The 17,298-nt window shown below is 58.9% G+C and carries 12 protein-coding genes; 6 read left to right on the top strand and 6 right to left on the bottom strand.

What is annotated here, in order from left to right; all coding sequences use genetic code 11:
- Positions 1-92: 92 nt before the first annotated feature.
- From C7H08_RS11065 to C7H08_RS11035, 6 genes are all read right to left on the bottom strand, one after another.
- Positions 93-2,063 (bottom strand): acetyl/propionyl/methylcrotonyl-CoA carboxylase subunit alpha, encoded by a 1,971-nt coding sequence (locus C7H08_RS11065; protein WP_106671797.1) that lies wholly within the window; start codon positions 2,061-2,063, stop codon positions 93-95.
- 234 nt (positions 2,064-2,297) lie between these two features.
- Positions 2,298-3,119, bottom strand: a complete 822-nt coding sequence (locus tag C7H08_RS11055) for an enoyl-CoA hydratase-related protein (RefSeq protein ID WP_106672097.1) — start codon at positions 3,117-3,119, stop codon at positions 2,298-2,300.
- A 14-nt stretch (positions 3,120-3,133) separates the two neighbouring features.
- A complete protein-coding gene (gene atuD / locus C7H08_RS11050) occupies positions 3,134-4,294 on the bottom strand; it encodes a citronellyl-CoA dehydrogenase (protein WP_106671795.1) in 1,161 nt (386 codons plus the stop codon).
- Between the two features lie 19 nt (positions 4,295-4,313).
- Complete coding sequence (locus C7H08_RS11045) at positions 4,314-5,930, bottom strand: acyl-CoA carboxylase subunit beta (protein ID WP_106671794.1); 1,617 nt, start codon at positions 5,928-5,930, stop codon at positions 4,314-4,316.
- 10 nt (positions 5,931-5,940) lie between these two features.
- On the bottom strand, positions 5,941-6,807 hold the full coding sequence (locus C7H08_RS11040; protein ID WP_106671793.1) for an SDR family oxidoreductase: 867 nt from the start codon (positions 6,805-6,807) through the stop codon (positions 5,941-5,943).
- A gap of 76 nt (positions 6,808-6,883) precedes the next feature.
- On the bottom strand, positions 6,884-8,680 hold the full coding sequence (locus C7H08_RS11035) for an acyclic terpene utilization AtuA family protein (protein WP_106671792.1): 1,797 nt from the start codon (positions 8,678-8,680) through the stop codon (positions 6,884-6,886).
- 142 nt (positions 8,681-8,822) lie between these two features.
- On the opposite strand from C7H08_RS11035, the gene C7H08_RS11030 reads away from it, so the two are divergent.
- From C7H08_RS11030 to C7H08_RS11005, 6 genes are all read left to right on the top strand, one after another.
- Positions 8,823-9,434 (top strand): TetR/AcrR family transcriptional regulator, encoded by a 612-nt coding sequence (locus tag C7H08_RS11030; protein ID WP_227663112.1) that lies wholly within the window; start codon positions 8,823-8,825, stop codon positions 9,432-9,434.
- 319 nt (positions 9,435-9,753) lie between these two features.
- A complete protein-coding gene (locus C7H08_RS11025; RefSeq protein ID WP_106671790.1) occupies positions 9,754-10,818 on the top strand; it encodes a hypothetical protein in 1,065 nt (354 codons plus the stop codon).
- Between the two features lie 61 nt (positions 10,819-10,879).
- The gene (locus C7H08_RS11020; protein ID WP_106671789.1) at positions 10,880-11,890 is read left to right on the top strand and encodes a putative solute-binding protein; all 1,011 of its coding nucleotides are present in this window, start codon (positions 10,880-10,882) and stop codon (positions 11,888-11,890) included.
- Positions 11,891-11,905: 15 nt separating this feature from the next.
- Positions 11,906-13,957: a TRAP transporter large permease subunit gene (locus C7H08_RS11015; protein ID WP_106671788.1), complete on the top strand. Its 2,052-nt coding sequence runs from the start codon at positions 11,906-11,908 to the stop codon at positions 13,955-13,957.
- 159 nt (positions 13,958-14,116) lie between these two features.
- A complete protein-coding gene (locus tag C7H08_RS11010; protein WP_227663111.1) occupies positions 14,117-16,744 on the top strand; it encodes a S8 family serine peptidase in 2,628 nt (875 codons plus the stop codon).
- Positions 16,741-17,238 (top strand): protease complex subunit PrcB family protein, encoded by a 498-nt coding sequence (locus C7H08_RS11005; protein ID WP_106671786.1) that lies wholly within the window; start codon positions 16,741-16,743, stop codon positions 17,236-17,238. The genes C7H08_RS11010 and C7H08_RS11005 overlap by 4 nt, the downstream gene beginning before the upstream one ends.
- Positions 17,239-17,298: the final 60 nt, after the last annotated feature.

Below are 17,298 nucleotides of genomic sequence, written 5' to 3'. Positions count from 1 at the left end.
TTCAGTCGTCGTTGTCGTTGTAAGTGTGATGAACCCCTGACAACGCGTGTGCCCGGGGCTGCTTCAGAATTCTGCTGTGGCGGATTTACGGGTCATGCGCCGGCCTTCTCGTGCGCGGTAATTTCGACGAGTAGCTGGCTCCGTTTGACCTGATCGCCAGCGCTGGCAAGAACCTGGCTGATAGTGCCATCCCGGTCCGCTTTTACCGGATGCTCCATTTTCATGGCTTCCAGGATGACCAGGGTCTGGCCCTGTTGCACGGTGTCACCGGCCTTGACCAGCACATCAATAATGGCGCCGTCCATACTGGCCTGAACCCGGCCACTGCCTTTACCTTGAGCGCCGGCTGCCGGCTGGTGGGTAATGTCCCGCACCGACCAGGAGCGGCCGCATGCCTGCAAATATAGGGAATCCCCGTCCCGATGATATTGGCACTGCTGACGAACACCTTTGTCGATAATGCACAACAGGCCAGGTTCCTGGGTTTGCAGCTGCAGTTCGTGCTGCTCGTCGCTGTAGGAAACCGTCAAGGTGTGGCCGTTACGGCGGACCAATAATTCAAGGGTTTCGTCGTCCACTTGCAGCTTCATCGGGATGACCGTGGCCGGGGCATTGCTCCAGCCTTCCTGACCGGAGTTGTTCAGGCTGAAAGCGCAGGCGCTCAGGGCCAGTTCCCGGATGGTCAGCGGTTGCGGCGACAGTGATGGATCATTCTTGAAGGCCTGTTGCAGGAACGCGGTGGTGGCTTCACCGGCACCGAAGGTGTCGTCAGCGATGATGCGGCTGAGGAAGTGGCGGTTGGTGGTGACGCCGAACACGGTGGTGTCTTCCAGCGCGCGGATCAGGCGGCGACGGGCCTGGTCCCGGTTTTCGCCCCAGGCGATGACTTTCGCCAGCATGGGGTCGTAGTGGGGACTGACTACATCACCGGAACGCACGCCGGTGTCAAAGCGCAGGCCTTCGCCCTCGGCCGGGGTGAACTGGTGCAAGGTGCCGGTCTGCGGGGTGAAGCCGCTGGCGGGGTCTTCGGCGTACAGGCGCACTTCGATGGCGTGGCCGTTGAGCTGGATTTCGTCCTGGGTTAGCGGAAGTGCCTGACCTTCGGCCACCATCAGTTGCCAGGCGACCAGGTCTTGACCGGTGATCAGTTCGGTAACCGGGTGCTCAACTTGCAGGCGGGTGTTCATTTCCAGGAAGTAGAAGTTGCGATCTTTATCGACCAGGAATTCGACCGTGCCGGCGCCTTCGTAACCGCAGGCGAGGGCAGCTTTAACGGCGGCTTCGCCCATGGCTTTGCGCAGCTCCGGGGTGACGAAGGGGGAGGGTGCTTCTTCGACGACTTTCTGGTGTCGGCGCTGCACGGAGCAGTCCCGCTCGCCCAGGTAGACGGCATTGCCGTGGCGGTCGGCGAAGACCTGGATTTCGACGTGGCGGGGTTCGATGACGGCTTTTTCGAGGATCAGTTCGTCGTCGCCGAAGGCCTGTTTGGCTTCGGAGCGGGCCCGTTTGATGTTGTCGGCCAGCTCGCTGTCACTCTCGACCAGGCGCATGCCGCGGCCACCACCACCGGCGGAGGCTTTGAGCATGAGCGGGTAGCCGATGTCTTTGGCAGCGGTGATGAGTTCGTCGTCGGTGGCCTTGTTCCCTTTGACAGGGCCTTCATAGCCGGGCACGACCGGTACACCCGCTTTTTGCATGGCGATTTTGGAGTGGCGTTTGCTGCCCATGAGTTCGATGGCATTCTCGGGCGGGCCGACGAAGGTGAGGCCAGCCTGTTTTATGGCTTTGGCGAAGCCGGCGTTTTCGGACAGGAAGCCGTAACCCGGATGGATGCAGTCGGCGCCGGTTTGTTTGGCGGCATCAAGGATGGCGTCTGCGTTCAGGTAGGAGGCGGCAACCTGTGCCGGGCCGATGCAAACGGCTTCGTCAGCTTGTTCGACGTGCAATGCGTTGGCGTCGGCTTCGGAGTAGACGGCCACGGTTCGGTAGCCCAGCGCCCTGGCTGTGCGGATAACCCGGACGGCGATTTCGCCCCGGTTTGCTATGAGAAGTTTTTTTAGCATTGATGTGTCACCTACTCTGTACACGCATCTGCGTGATTTGGTGCTCGTCCGCACTGGTGGTGTGGGTGGTCCTCCAGAAAAACGCTCCTGCGGCACATCCATGTGGCGCTTGGGCTCCGCCATCCATGGCTCCGCACATTTTCTGGAGGACCACCCACACCACCAGCGCTCCCGCTGACTTTGTTCGTGCCTGCAGACATGCTTTGTATGCGGTCTGCTGCTTCTGCTTGTTGATTAGCTCTCGCTGCCTGCCCACTTTGGCTCGCGCTTTTGCATAAACGCCATGGTGCCTTCTGTGCCCTCGGCGCCACGAATGGCCGCGGCGAACTTTTCCGCCGCGTCATCCAGCAACCCGGCCATGGGTTCGTGACCGACCCGGTGCAGCAGGGCTTTGGTTTCTGCCGTGGCATTCGGGGCGCACAGGCGGACCCGTTCAAGCGCCTGGTTCAGCATGTCGTTCAGCTGTTCCTCGGACCCGGCGACCTGGTGAACAATGCCGAGTGCACAGGCTTCCGCTGCGTCGATTCTCAAACCCAGCAGGGCCAGCCGGCGGGCCTGGGTCAGGCCGATGCGTTCGACCACGAACGGGGCGATCTGGGCCGGGATGACGCCCAGGGAGGTTTCCGGCATGCCGAATTTTGCGGTCGGGCCGGCGATGGCGACGTCGGAGACGCAGGCCAGGCCGAAGCCGCCGCCCATGACGGCGCCTTCGGTGATGGCGATGACGACTTTGGCGGATTCGTTGACCTGTTGGATCATCTGGCCGAAGGCGCGGTTGAGTTTGTAGAACGGGTCGTCGCGGCCTTCGCCGGCTTGCTGGCCCCGGGCGCCAGCCATGTCTTTGATGTCGCCGCCGGCGCAGAAGTGGCCACCGGCGCCGCGGATGACGACGGCTCGGATGCTGTCGTCATGTTCGACTTCGTTGAACAGGGTGGACAGTTCCGCGACCATCTGCAGGCTCATGGCGTTGCGGACTTCCGGACGGTTGATGGTGACCATCAGCGCCGGGCCGTGTTTCTCAAGAATCAGGGTTTCGCACTGGGGAAGCTGTTCCATAAAGGGCTCCAATGTCAGTCCCGTTTCTTGCCGGGCAAGGTGCCCATCAGCTTGCAGATAATGCCCAGCATGATTTCGTCAGCACCGCCGCCGATGGAGACCAGGCGCACGTCACGGTAGGCGCGGGCCAGGGGGTTTTCCCACATGTAGCCGTTGCCGCCCCAGTACTGCAGGCACGTGTCGGTGACTTCGCGGCCCAGGCGGCCGGCTTTGAGTTTGGCCATGGAGGCGAGTTTGGTAACGTCTTTGCCTTCTACGTGGAGTTCACAGGCCTGGTAAGTCAGCGCTCGCAGGGCTTCGACTTCGGTTTGCAGCTCGGCCAGGCGGAAATGGATGTACTGATTGTCGATCAGCGGCTGGCCGAAGGTCTTGCGCTCGCGGCAGTACTCGATGGTCTGGTTGATGCAGTTTTCCAGGGCCTTGATCACATTGGCGGCGCCCCACAGGCGTTCTTCCTGGAACTGGACCATCTGCATCATAAAGCCGGTGCCTTCGGCGCCGATGCGATTACGCTGCGGAACCCGCACATCGTCAAAGAATATCTGGGCGGTTTCAGACGAACGCATGCCCAGTTTGTTCAGGTGCGGGCTCATGGTGATGCCCGGAGTGTTCATGGGCACGATCATCAGAGTCTTGTTCTTGTGCGGTTTGTCGTCGCTGGTGTTGGCCAGCAGGCACATGAAGTCCGCTTTCGGCGAGTTGGTGATCCACATCTTGGAGCCGTTAATGACGTAGTCGTCGCCGTCTTTTTTTGCGGTGGTTTTCAGGCCGGCAACATCTGAGCCGGCGCCCACTTCACTGACACCAATGCAGCCCACCATGTCGCCCGAGATGGCCGGGGCGAGGAAGTCGCGCTTGAGTTCGTCAGAGCCGAAACGGGCGATGGCCGGGGTGCACATGTCGGTTTGTACGCCAATGGCCAGCGGTACGCCGCCGCATTTGGCCATGCCCAGCTCTTCCGCAGCCACCAGGTTGTAGCTGTAATCCAGGCCCATGCCGCCGTATTCTTCCGGCTTCTGGATGCCCAGCAAACCCAGGTTACCAAGCTTCTTGAACAGTTCGTGAATCGGGAATTCGCCGGCTTCTTCCCATTCGTCGCAGTGCGGGTTGATCTCTTTTTCAACAAAGTCTTTGACGGTTTTTCTGAGTGCTTCGTGTTCGGTTGTAAATTGCATTGTTGTTCTCCTTGAAAGATCAGAAACGGGCGACGCCATAGGAATTGGGTCGCAGTTGTCGTTGTTCGGCTTCGCGGCAGACCGACAGAGCCATGGCCAGCACCCGCCGGGTGTCTCTGGGATCAATCAGTCCGTCATCCCAAAGCCTTGCGGTGCCGAACAGGGCGGTGGAGCCGTCTTCGAGTTTCTTGGCGGTGGCTTGCTCCAGGAACGCCAGGGTTTTCTCGTCCGGCTCTATGCCGCTTTTGCGCTGTTTTTCTTCGGCGACAATGCGCATGACCTTGCCTGCCTGGGCTGGGCCCATCACGGCGGTGCGGCTATTGGGCCAGGCAAAGATGAACCTTGGGTCCAGGCCCCGGCCGCACATGGCGTAATTGCCTGCGCCGTAAGAGCCGCCGACCACCACCGCAATTTTCGGCACCCGACAGTTGGCGACGGCCTGCAGCATTTTGGAGCCGTGCTTGATGATGCCGTTCTGCTCCGAGTGGGTGCCCACCATGAAACCGGTGGTGTTGTGCAGGAACAGGAGGGGCGTGCCGGCCTGGTCGCACAGTTGAATGAACTGGGCGGCCTTGGTTGAGCCGGCCGTGGTGATCGGGCCGTTGTTACCGATGATGCCGACACTGTGACCCTGGATGCGGATGGTGCCGCACACGGTCTGGCTGTCGTAGTCGTTCTTGAAGTCCAAAAAACGAGAACCGTCGGCGATGCGGGCGAGGATCTCGCGCACATCGTAAGGCTTCTTGGCATCTGCCGGAATCACGCCCAGCAGTTCCTCCGCCGGGTAGGCGGGCTCGTCCCAGGTCAATTCCCGCTGCAGCGGCAGGTGTTCGTTCCAGGGCAGGGCGCCGAGAATTTCCCGGGCCTGGCGAATGCCATCGGCATCGTCTTCGGCCAGGTATTCAGCGGTGCCGGCCACGGTGGCGTGCATTTCCGCACCGCCCAGTTCTTCATCGGTGGCGATTTCGCCGGTGGCGGCCTTCAGCAGCGGTGGGCCGGCCAGGAACATCTTTGCATGCTCACGTACGGTGATGACGTAATCCGACAAACCCGGTTGATAGGCTCCGCCCGCAGTAGCGTTACCGTGAACCACAGTGATCTGCGGAATACCGGCTGCCGACATGCGGGCCTGGTTGGCAAAGCCCCGGGCGCCGAGCACGAAAATATCGGTGGCGTAGTTCAGGTTGGCGCCGCCTGATTCCGACAGCGACAACACCGGCAGCTTGTTCTCCATGGCGATCTGCTGCAGCCGCAAAGTCTTGTCCAGACCGGCCGGGGTAATGGTGCCGCCTTTGATGGCACTGTTGCTGGCGACCACCAGACACCGAACACCGGCAACTCTGCCGATGCCAGCAATGATGGCACCGCCGGCCAGAGAGCCGTCTTTGTCATCGTGCATTTTGTAGCCAGCCAGCGAGCAGAGCTCCAGAAACTCGCTGCCGCGGTCCAGCAACCGGTTGATGCGATCCCGGGGCAGAAGCTTGCCGCGCTTGATGAACTTGTCCCGAGCCGCTTCCGCCAGGTTCAGCACTTTTTGCTCGACGTCCCGGAAGGACGCAATGTGCGCCTCCATAGCTTCCGCATTGGCACGGAATTCCTCGGACTGGGGTGTTACAGTTGTTTCCAGTACCTGCATGGAAAAATCCTCAGTCTTCGCTCAATACTTTCGGCGTTACCGCCCGATGAAAACCGTTGTACGGCTCGGTGTTTTTCGCTTTGGGCATCGGCCAAATCCGACCACCGTGAGACGCCGCCCCGTCAATGCGCAGGCAATCACCACTGATAAACGCCGCGCCCTGACTGAGCAGAAAACAGATCGCAGAACTCACCTCGGACTCCGTGCCCATGCGCTTGATTGGCACCGCATCCGCCAGGCCTTTGATCCAGGACTTCATGTGCGCTGGATAGTTATCCATTCCGCTGGACGCAATCCACCCCGGCGCCACTGCATTCACCCGAACCCCGGACGGCGCCCATTCCACGGCTGCGGTCTGGGTAAAATTCACCATTCCCGCCCGGGCCGCGCCAGAATGGCCCATACCCGGCATGCCGCCCCACATGTCGGCTACAATGTTCACAATGGCACCGCCTGTCTTGCTCAGCGCCTGGGTATACGCCTCCCGGGCCATCAGAAAGCCACCGGTCAAATTCGTTCGCACCACGGTTTCCCAACCCTTCTGGCTGATCCCCGTCAGCGGCGACGCAAACTGGCCACCGGCGTTATTCACCAGGCCATCCAGCCGGCCATGCTCGGCAATAATGGCTTTCACGGTCGCCTGCACCGATTCCTCTTCCCGGATATCGCAGGAGTGCGCGCTGGCAATGCCGCCGTCTTCCTCGATCTCGGCTTTAACGGCGTCCACCTTCTCTTGCTTACGACCCACCAGTGCAACTCGAGCACCGAGGGCGGCTAATTCGTGAGCAGTGCAGCGGCCAATGCCAGAGCCGCCGCCAGTGACAATGAAGACCTGGCCTTCAAACAACCCAGGCCGCAAAACAGACTGATAACTCATAAAATTCCCTTATCCGAATATGCTGAATCCACGTAAAAAGTTAGGGCGCCCCCAGCGGGGTGCTTGCACAAAAGCATCAGCCACGCACCAAGCTGAAAGGTACCGGCACCGGAAACTCCAGCAGCTGCTGCGCGAACGCCTTGCCCTGCGGATCAATCCGCAGGCTGGCCACGCCACCGCCACCCAAACTGTGCTCCAGCAGGAAGTTAAATGCATGCAGCCCCGGCATCGCCCAACGCGTGACCTTGCCGGTCTCCGGGTTCAGCGTGTGACTCATCCACTCCGCCACCGCCTGCTCCGTCAATGCCGCCTCAATATAAGGAATAAACTCCGCATCCCGCGCAATCACCCCGATATTACTGTGATCGCCCTTGTCTCCCGAACGGGCCCAGGCCAGCTCAATAAGCGGCACGGTCGTTTCTGCTGCCACCTCGATGCGAGTTTCCGGCTCCGGCGTTAACGAGGCAGGATCAAAACCACCCTCGCAAGCCACTGCCACCGTTGTTTTCTCCCCCGCCAGATCCACCGACACCGACACCTCAGACTTCGGCGCCAGGCAGGAATACAACCTAATTTTTGGCCACACCGTCGGCCGGCCACCCACAATCCCGGTAATCCCCGGCGCCATGCCGGTCGCCGCCTGCGCTATCTCCCGGGAAAACAGCACCAGCGCTTCCTTCTTGGGGTGGGCCGTTGCAATCTTCACCACCACCTCGCGGGTGTCGCCGCAGCGGCCATGGCCGCCGTAGGTGGTTTCGGTGCCCAGCAGCTCAATACTGGTGTCAGAATAGTCCGGCAGGCCGCGCTCGCTGAACATGGCGGAGGTCTTTGCCAGAATGGCTTCCGCGACTTTTTGTGCCTTGGCGGCGGCATTGATGCCAGCCATCAGGAAGGTCACCGTGCACTTGAAGCCGTCCGGCCAGGTACCCGACACCTTGTAGCTGTCGGTCGGTGGCAGGCCCCGGGCGCCCGAGACCTGCACCTGATCCTTGCCGATTTCCTCAAGCGCCACTTGCGTGAAATCGCAGGTCACATCCGGCAACAGATAAGCCCGCGGATCGCCAATTTCGTACACCAACTGCTCACCCACCGTGCCCCGGCTCACCATGCCGCCGGTGCCCTCCGGTTTGGTTATCATAAAATCGCCAGAGGCACTGACTTCAGCTATCGGGAAGCCCATATTCGCGTAGCCGTCGGCGACCTGCTCCCAATCGGTAAAGTTACCGCCAGTAGACTGCGCGCCACACTCCAACAGGTGGCCGGCCAGGCTGCCTTGGGCCAGCTTGTCATAATCATCCCACTGCCAGCCGAATTCATGCACCAGCGGCGCCAGTACCAGGGCACTGTCGGCCACCCGGCCGGTGATAATGATGTCGGCGCCCTGATCCAGCGCCGCCACCAACCCGGGGGCCCCCAGGTAAGCGTTCAGGCTGACCATCATGGCGGGGAAGGGTTGGCTGGTGGTCATCTCGGTGATGCCAGCGTTGGCCAGTTGTTTTTTCTTCATCAACAGGTCGTCGCCCAGCACCAGCGCGATTTTCAGATCAACACCGGCTTTTTCACACAATGCCTGCAGGGCATCACGGCAAGCCACCGGGTTAACGCCACCGGCATTAGCCAACACTCGAATGCCTTTTTTCTTGATGTCGCCAAGTAGGGGCGCCATGACGGTCTGCACGAAATCCCGGGCATAGCCCTGGGTCGGATCCTTCATCTTCTGGCCCGCCATGATCGACATGGTGATTTCGGCCAGGTAATCGGCCACCAGATAGTCGATGTTGCCCTGATGCACCAGTTGGGCGGCGGCGGTTTCTGTGTCACCCCAGAAAGCGGAGGAACAGCCGATGCGGATGGTCTTACTGGTGTCTGACATGTTGTTTGCCTTGTTCTGTGTGCCCGACAGTCGCGGGCGGGTCCAACGATACCATCGACAATACCAAGCAAGCGCTTGGTTTGTAAACAGTCAAATCTCAGGTAAAATAGAAATATCTTTTTCAGCCAGCCGGACAGCCCTTGTGAGCCCGAACCAGATTCTTCAGTCCCTGATTGCCGAACAACTTGTTTCCGACCCCAACAGCGCCCGTGGCCGTTTGCTTAACGAAGCGGCTCGACTGTTCCGGGATAAAGGTTATGAGCGCACCACGGTTAGGGATCTCGCGGCTGCAGTGGGCATTCAGTCTGGTAGTCTGTTTCATCATTTCCGCACCAAAGAGGAAATCCTCAAGGCTGTAATGGTGGAAACCATTCGCCTGAATACTGCGTTAATGCAGGCGGCTGCAGACCGGGCCGGGTCACCCCGGGACAAGCTGCGGGCCTTGATCCGGACCGAGCTGGAATCGATCAATGGCCAGACCGGTGAGGCCATGGCGGTGCTGGTTTACGAGTGGCGCAGCCTTTCTGAAAGCTCTCGGGCTGAAGTGCTGAAGTTGCGGGATGTTTACGAAGGGCTCTGGCTGTCGGTACTCGAAGAGCTCAGTGGCAAAGGCCAGCTCAAGGCCGACCCCTTTATCGTGCGCCGGATGCTGACGGGAGCGTTGAGCTGGACCGTCACCTGGTACAAGCCAGAGCGCGGTGGCCTTACGCCGGACGGGCTGACCGATCAGGTCATGGCCATGATGGGGCTTTGATCTCACTAACTTTTATTAATATTAAAATGGCACAGTTGTTCTGATATAAGGTCATTTCAGAACTCATTGTTTTAAATCAAAAAAATTTAGAAAACACTTTTCTTCCCGGGCCATTGGCCTGATCGGCATGCCAGTTTCGGCATTCGAGCCATTTTTGTCTGACAAGATTCAACGCATTCTTCACGCCTTGGAGGCCAGTTGCCGGGGTTGAAGCTATTTGGTGGCTTCATAGGGGCTGGTTCACGGTCTGGCGAAACCAAGGGTGATAGGAACACTCGTCATTCCTTACATACAAAAACAAAGCAACACAGGGCACATTATGATCTACCCAAAGGTCTCCCTATCGGGCCGGTGCGCGGCTCTGCTCAAACCACTCTCTCTGGCAGGACTTGCTCTGGTGTTGGCAGGCTGTTCGGCCAATCCGATTTACAGCACCACCGGCATGGTGCTTTCAAACTATGCAGAATCCGAGGCAACACCTTACGTCCTGCAAATGTCGGACACAGACATGGCCTGTGCGCTCGGTGAAGGCACGGACCCGCTGATTTACTCTTTCTCTCGCGTGACCTCAGCCCCCGACAATACCGGGTCACTGCTGATGCTGTTGGCCGCCAACTGCATGGAATACCGAGCCTGGGAAGCCGAGCTCGATTATCTGCGGGCGCAATACAACGACAACATACCGTTGGCCAAAGATGCCCGTGAAACCGCCAAGCGCCTGCATGCCATAACGGCAGAGCGTCGTTACCTGGCGTATCAGCGCGCCCTGGCAGCCTATGACTTTGATCCGGCTGCCGAAACTCTGGAATGCCCCTTTCTGTTTACCGACCAGGATGAACTGACGTTCCTGATGGGCCTGCTGACCGGTATGCAGTCCATCGTCAATGACGCCAGTTCCGGTGCTTTGGCGGGCGTGCCCCGGAACATTGCGCCACGTACCGAACAGGCGGCTCAGTGTGTCGATAATGAAAAATGGGGCGGTTTGCCTAACGCCATTCGTGCCCTGGTCTGGCTGCTGCTTCCAGATACCCGCCCAGAGATGTCGCCGGATCCCTGGCAGGTGCTTGAGAACAGTGCAGAGCTAGGTGTAAAAATCGGGTTCCGGGCATCCCATGCGTTGCAAGTTGTTGCGGCAGAAACCTTTGGTCGTGATGACGTGCTGGCTGACGCTATTGCCGGTTTTGCCGATGCAGAAGACCGAATCGAGGTCTGGGCCGACTACCGGCTGGTGGACGAAGTTGCCAGAACGATGGTGCAGTTCTCTTCTGACAAACACTGGACTGCCAGCTACGGCCACCGTACGCCCAGCAACTTCTTCGGGAAGATGAGCCCGGAACGGTCCAATAACAATATTGAAGTCATGGATCTGGACGGCCTGCTCTGAGAGTGGCCACCAACATCCAACTCCGCTTTCCCACAAACACAATAATGACCCGGAGGTCGTGATGATCCGCAAATCCCTTGCTGCATTAACGCTGGTGGCCGCTGCCCCGCTGGCGTCAGCCCAAACCGTAACTATGTGTGTTTTTGACGTTATTGGCGCTAATGGCGACATGTATAATCTGGTCAAAGACTACGCGCTGGAAATGAGATCCCACGGTGTCGACTTCGACCTCAAGCCCTATACCGATGAAGGTGTGGCTGTGGGTGACTTCAATGCCGGCCAATGTGACGCGGTTACTGCAACCGACATTCGAATCCGTCCCTTCAACCGCTTTACTGGCAGCATCAGTGCCGTCGGTGCCCTCCCGACCTACGATGATCTGGAAACCCTGTTGGCGACTCTGTCACAGCCAAAGGCCGCCGCCCTGATGAAATCAGACGGTTACGAAGTGTTGGGCATTGTGCCGGTTGGTGCTGGCTACCTGTTCGTGAATGATCGCAAGATCAATACCGCCGGTAAGCTGGCGGGCAAACGCATGGCGACGCTGGATTATCAGCGTGATGCTATCCACATGGTAAATTACATAAAAGCGACGGTGGTGCCCTCGGATATCACCAATTTTGCCGGCAAGTTCAACAACGGCTCGGTGGATACTGCCTACGCACCTGCCTTCGCCTATGAGGCGCTGGAACTCTATAAAGGCATTGGCGACAAAGGCGGTATTGTTGAATATCCTCTGGCTCAGCTGACCATCCAGATCGTGGCGCGGGAAGGCGCACTGGACAGTGATGCGGCCCAGAAATCCCGGGAAGTTGCCTGGAACATGTATCCGCAAGCCATGAGCCTCATCGACAGCCAGGAACAAGCGATCCCCGAAAAGCAGTGGATTCGGATTCCCGATCAGGACGTCACCGGTTATCAGGAAATGTTCCGGGAGAACCGCCTGCAAATGCGTGACGGTGTTAACGGGGCGCCCAGCGTGTACGACCCACGCATGATGAACCTGTTAAGCAAAATCCGTTGCGCCAGCAATCCGGGTGCGTCTGAGTGCACCGCGGATAACCGGGAATAATCGGAGAGAACCAACATGAACTGGCGTGCAATGACTGCCTCAGGCGTAAGGACGCTTTACCCCGTGCACCGGCTGCACGGGGCCATCCTCCTGCTGTTACTCCTGACGACCTTGCTGATGGGTATGGGCAACTCGCTCCATTCCAGAATGCTGTGGATCGGGGAGCAGGTATGGCCGAATTATTACTTGCTCAATCCCGATGCGACACAGCCCACCTGCAATATGTTCATGGACGTCGACAGTGAGGTGGATCGGCGCGTCAAGGCTTACAAGCCTGACCCTGACGATCTGTTCAGCTCGCCACCCAATCCCGAGGCGATCAAGCAGTCCTTGCAGAGCAATCTGGCCTTGTGTGAGCAGCGCCATCTGCAGTTCGCTGAAAATCAGAAACACGCCACTTGGGCGCTCGGGGTCTACAAAGGCATTGAGCAGGGGCTGGCTGGTTTCCTGCTCAACAACATTGATCTGACCAAGTTCCTGTTCATTGCCATGTTTGCCATGGCCGCCGCCATTTCCGCTCTGGACTCTGATCATATCGCCCTCCGGTTGCCCCGTAACCGGGCTGAATGGCGCTTGAGCCAAGCGGCTCAGTTCACCGTGAATGGCCTGATGGTGCTCTCGCTGAATGCTTATCTCGGGCGATTATCGACCTCGCCCGGAACAGACAGCACGGCCATTCTGCAGTACGCTTGGGCCGGGGTGTTTGGCTTGTTCATGGTGATCAACGCTGTTCGCTTTATGTACATACCGGAACGGATGAAGGCGGGCTCACTGTCGTTGTCATCAGGACTGGTCATCCCGTTGTATTGCGCAATGGGCCTGATTGCGATGAGCTACTTCTTCTTTGTGGACGGCTATTCCTCAGGCCTGGCGATCTACTTCGGCATGATGGCCAACTTGTCGTCTATGTTCATCAACATCGGTCTGTACGTTCTGGTGGGTATGATGCTCAAGCAGACACGTGTACCGGAGTTGCTGCTGAATCTGCTCAAGCCGTTCAACCTGCCAGCTCCCATGCTGGCCTCGGTAATCATCTTTGCAACCGCCTTCCCGACAGCGTTTACCGGCGCCTCCGGTATCTTCATTCTGGCGGTGGGTGGCGTTATCTATGACGAGCTACGCAAGGCCGGTGCCGGCCGCCAGTTGTCACTGGCGACCACCGCTATGTCGGGCAGCCTGGGTGTGGTGCTTAACCCGTGTTTGCTGATTGTGGTTATCGCGGCGCTGAACAAAGAGGTGACCACCTCTGAACTGTATGGCTGGGGCTTCTGGGTGTTTATTATGTCGGCCAGCCTGTTCTCCTTGATCGTTTGCAAGACCGAAGGCAACTGGAAACCCAAACCGGCCCCCGGCGCCTTCCGGGCTGCTGTGCGCGAGCTTTCGCCACTGGTTCCCTATGCCTTGACGGCGGCGGCGGTCATCCTGACGGTCTGGGTGGTACTCGGCCTCAAATTCAACGAATACAGCGCGCCGATGATTCTGCCTCTGGTGATGCTGGCTCTGGTGGTGCTGGATTCCGGTAAAGAAAGCCGCGAAACGTCGGTCAGCCGTACACGGTTGTTCTTCGATCGCAGCACGGCTGCTGCCAGCGATTCGGCGGTGCATATTGGTGCTTTGCTCGCCCTGATTGGCTTCTCCATCTGCCTGGGGGGCATCTTGGAGCGTTCTGATATCGTTCACGCGTTTTTCCCCGAAAGCCTGACCAGTGCCTGGATTGCCATGCTGGTGATCGTGGTCATGCTGACGCTGATCGGCATGGTGATGGATCCCTTCGGCGCGGTCATTCTGGTGTCGGCCACCATTGCCCAGCCGGCGATCCAGATTGGTATTGATCCGCTGCACTTCTGGATTGTATGCCTGGTGGCGTTCGAGCTGGGCTACCTGAGCCCACCGGTGGCACTGAACCATCTGCTGACCCGGCAGGTGGTTGGTGAGACCGAAGTGCTGGTGGCCGAGCGCACCGGGTCCTTCTGGCATCGCTACAAGCGCTTGCTACTGCCACTGGCGGTCATGGTACCGAGTTTGTTGCTGACAGCGTTTGTGCCGATGTTGTTCTACGCGCTCTAAGCGCAGTAGTATGAGACAGAACCCGCGTAAGCCTGGCTTCGCGGGTTTTTTGCATCGTGCGCCGCAAACCGTTGTGGCCATAGGTCGATCAAGGATGGTTGAGCGTATCGTTTTCGGGTTAACCCGAAAATCAGACTCACATAAAGAAGAGTGTGGCCAGTGACTTACTTCTTAGCGCGTCGTCTTTTAATACCAGGGATGGTGATATTGTCTGGGTGTGGTGGCGGTTCCGGTACCGAGTCGCCCGCTTTTGATCCCGGCCCCTTGTCCGGTGTGATCAGTATTGAAGCCGGCAGCCGGATTGATCAGGACACCATGGATCAGCTGCGGTTTGCCGATGCCAGGCCGGCCAGCGCTCCGCAGGTCTTGCCGGCCAGCTTTGTGTTGGCGGGATATTTGAGTGGCGCTAGTGGTAGTTATCCCACTCTTGAGGGGCAGGTTGAGCCCTTTATCTACGCTACTGACTCGGCCGATGTCTACACGGTACCGATGGCGCCCGGTGAAACGGTGATCTTGAGGAACTTTGGCAGCCGACAGGGCAACGCCCAGCTGGAACTGGCGCTGAGGGGCCATGGTGTGGCGCTGCTGCCGGAAACGACGACTCAGGGCTCCCCGAGCGTCAGTCTGACGCTGGCAGAGGGCGCTCCAGAGGCCGTATACACCGTCGAAGTGACGGTGATCGGCAGCAATCCGGCGCGCTATGTGTTGATGAAAGCGGCAGGCGCCCAGCTGGACAGCCTGAGCCTGGACTGGCCTGCCCATGAATTTGTGCCGGGTGAGGCTATTGTAAGGCTGGACGTCGGTGACACCGGGGCGATGTCTGCACTGGCGGTTGGCATGGCAAATGCCCAGCGTCATCTTGGCGGGAGTGACTGGGTAATGCGCATGCCCTCGCAGGTGATGAGCGGAGCCAGCAACGCAGCGAGCCATTCTGCTCAGACGCTTGATTGGATCAGCGAGCTTCGTCAGGCTCCAGGCGTCACATCTGCTGTGCCGAATTACCTGTTCTCCAGCACGCAGCAGAGCGCGCCCACGACGCCTGCGGATGAAGATCTGTATCGGCTGCAATGGCACTATGATCTGATTAACGGCCCCGGAGCGTGGCAACTGGCGCCGGGCGGGGGCAGTGGCATCCGGGTAGCGGTGCTTGATAGCGGATTGTTTAGTCCTCCCGACGTTAGCTCTTGGCATCCAGATCTTGACGCTAACGTCATTGCTGGCAGGGATTTTGTGGACAATGATACTTATCCAGAGGATCCCGGTAATAGTTTCGGGGCCAGCGTGTTCCACGGCACCCATGTCGCCGGCACCATCGCTGCGGTGGTCAATGGCGTCGGGATTGGCGGTGTTGCGTTTGGTTCTGAGATTGTCCCGGTCAGGGTTCTGGGGGAGGGTGGCTCGGGCTCCTCAGACGATCTGATCGACGCCATCCGTTGGGTTACCGGTCAGGCTCCGTTGGAAGCTGGACCAAGAGCAGACGTGGTCAATCTCAGCCTCGGAGGCTTGCCCCGGATTCAGAGCCTGGAAGATGCCATTGCCTTCGGGGTCAATCGCGGTGTCATCTTTGTCGGTGCCGCTGGTAATTCCGCGACGTCGGCTCCCTCATATCCGGCGGCCTATCCTAATGTATTGTCGGTCAGCGCGGTCGATGCCGGCGGTCGCCTGGCTTCCTATTCAAACTTTGGCAACTGGATTGACCTGGCCGCACCCGGTGGCGATGCCAGTCGAGATGGCAACAATGACGGCCGTGCCGATGTAGTCTGGAGTACCAGTGCTGTTGCCGGCACCAGCGGCTTCGAAGCCAACTATACCGGTCTGCAGGGCACCTCTATGGCTGCGCCGCACGTCTCCGCCGTTATGGCCCTGATCAAGGAACAAAGCAAAGACCTGACGTACCAGAATGTTCAGGCACTCCTGGCGGATGGCCAGCTTACCGACTATTCGGGAAACCGAAACGACCAGCTAGGCTATGGCATTCTGGATGCGGCTCAAGCGCTTCAGGCCAATTTTGACCTTAACGTCTCGATTCTGTCGCCCTCGCCCTCGTTGGTCTCTTTGAGCAATGAGGGGAAGACCAGCGAAACGGTCGTTCTCAGTCGTATCGGCGAGGGTGAGGTGTCAAATGTTGTGGTCACCGAAACGCCCGGCTGGATTAGTGTTTCTTCACCGGTGCCTGGGGGCGCCGATTACTCCCTGACTATTTCTCTCAATGAATCGATGATTGAGCCTGACACGGCCTACCGTGGTGAGGTCGTGGTGACCTACGATTCAGATCAAACTGGTCGGATGGTAAAAATACCCGTTATCGCCCAGATTCTCAGCGACGAACAGGCCCGCAACGCCGGCGTCCATTTCGTCATACTGGTCGACACCACGCCCGACGAAAAGGGGTTCTATTGGGCCGAAGCCCAAGTTGCGGTTGAAGCCGTCAACGGCCGCTATGAGTTCCGCTTCGATGCTGACGATGGCGAAGAGCCGCGCCGATTGAACGAAGTCCGGCCCGGAAGCTATTACCTGGTGGCGGGTACCGACATCGACGGTGATGGTATTATCTGCCAATCTGGTGAGGCCTGTGCCGAATACCCGATTGCCGGATTGCGGGAGGTGATCACCATCGAAGAGGGGCAGAGTCTGTCTGATATCCGTATGACCACCAGTTTTACCCGCCCCACCATTTCAACCTTCACTCCGGACGTCCTGCCCAGGCCGGGCTTCCGGGGTTACCGTTTGATCACGCAGGGACGCGCGAGCGCCCCGGGTGACCACCGAACCAGGACAACCCAATGATCGACCGCTTTATTCATGGTTTTGCCATTTCTGTGAGCGCAGTGCTCCTACTGACCGCTTGCAGTGCCACCGGCGGCGCGGCAGGCGATCAGCCGCAAGTACGACAGGTTACCCAATCAGCCCATTGCGGTCTGACCGGTCCTGGCGTGGTTCACGCCCGCACCAGTGCTGAGCTGGAAGCGTTGCTGGATGTAGGTGGGCAGAACATCTCTACCGGCGTTATCCGCCAGATTAATCTGGATCAAGAATCGTTGGTGATCGTGACCCTTGGGCAGAAGCCAACGGCCGGCTATAGCGTGAAACTGGATTCGGCCACAAGAGAAAATAAGGCCCTCCGGCTCGCCATGAACGTCACAGAGCCGGCGCCCGGCATGATGGTGGCGCAAGTGATCACCACCCCCTGCGTGGTTCTGGCGGTGACGGGTGAGGGCTGGCGGCGCCTTGAAATTTCGGGGCTCACCGAGCAGCCCATCCTGAAAGCCGTCGGAAACTGACGTCACTTGGTGTCACCACAAAACAACCGTTGATCTTTCGGCCTGAATCCCTAAGCTATG

Source organism: Marinobacter halophilus (genome assembly GCF_003007685.1).
GTDB lineage: Bacteria > Pseudomonadota > Gammaproteobacteria > Pseudomonadales > Oleiphilaceae > Marinobacter > Marinobacter halophilus.
This window is presented reverse-complemented; position numbering and strand designations above follow the sequence as displayed.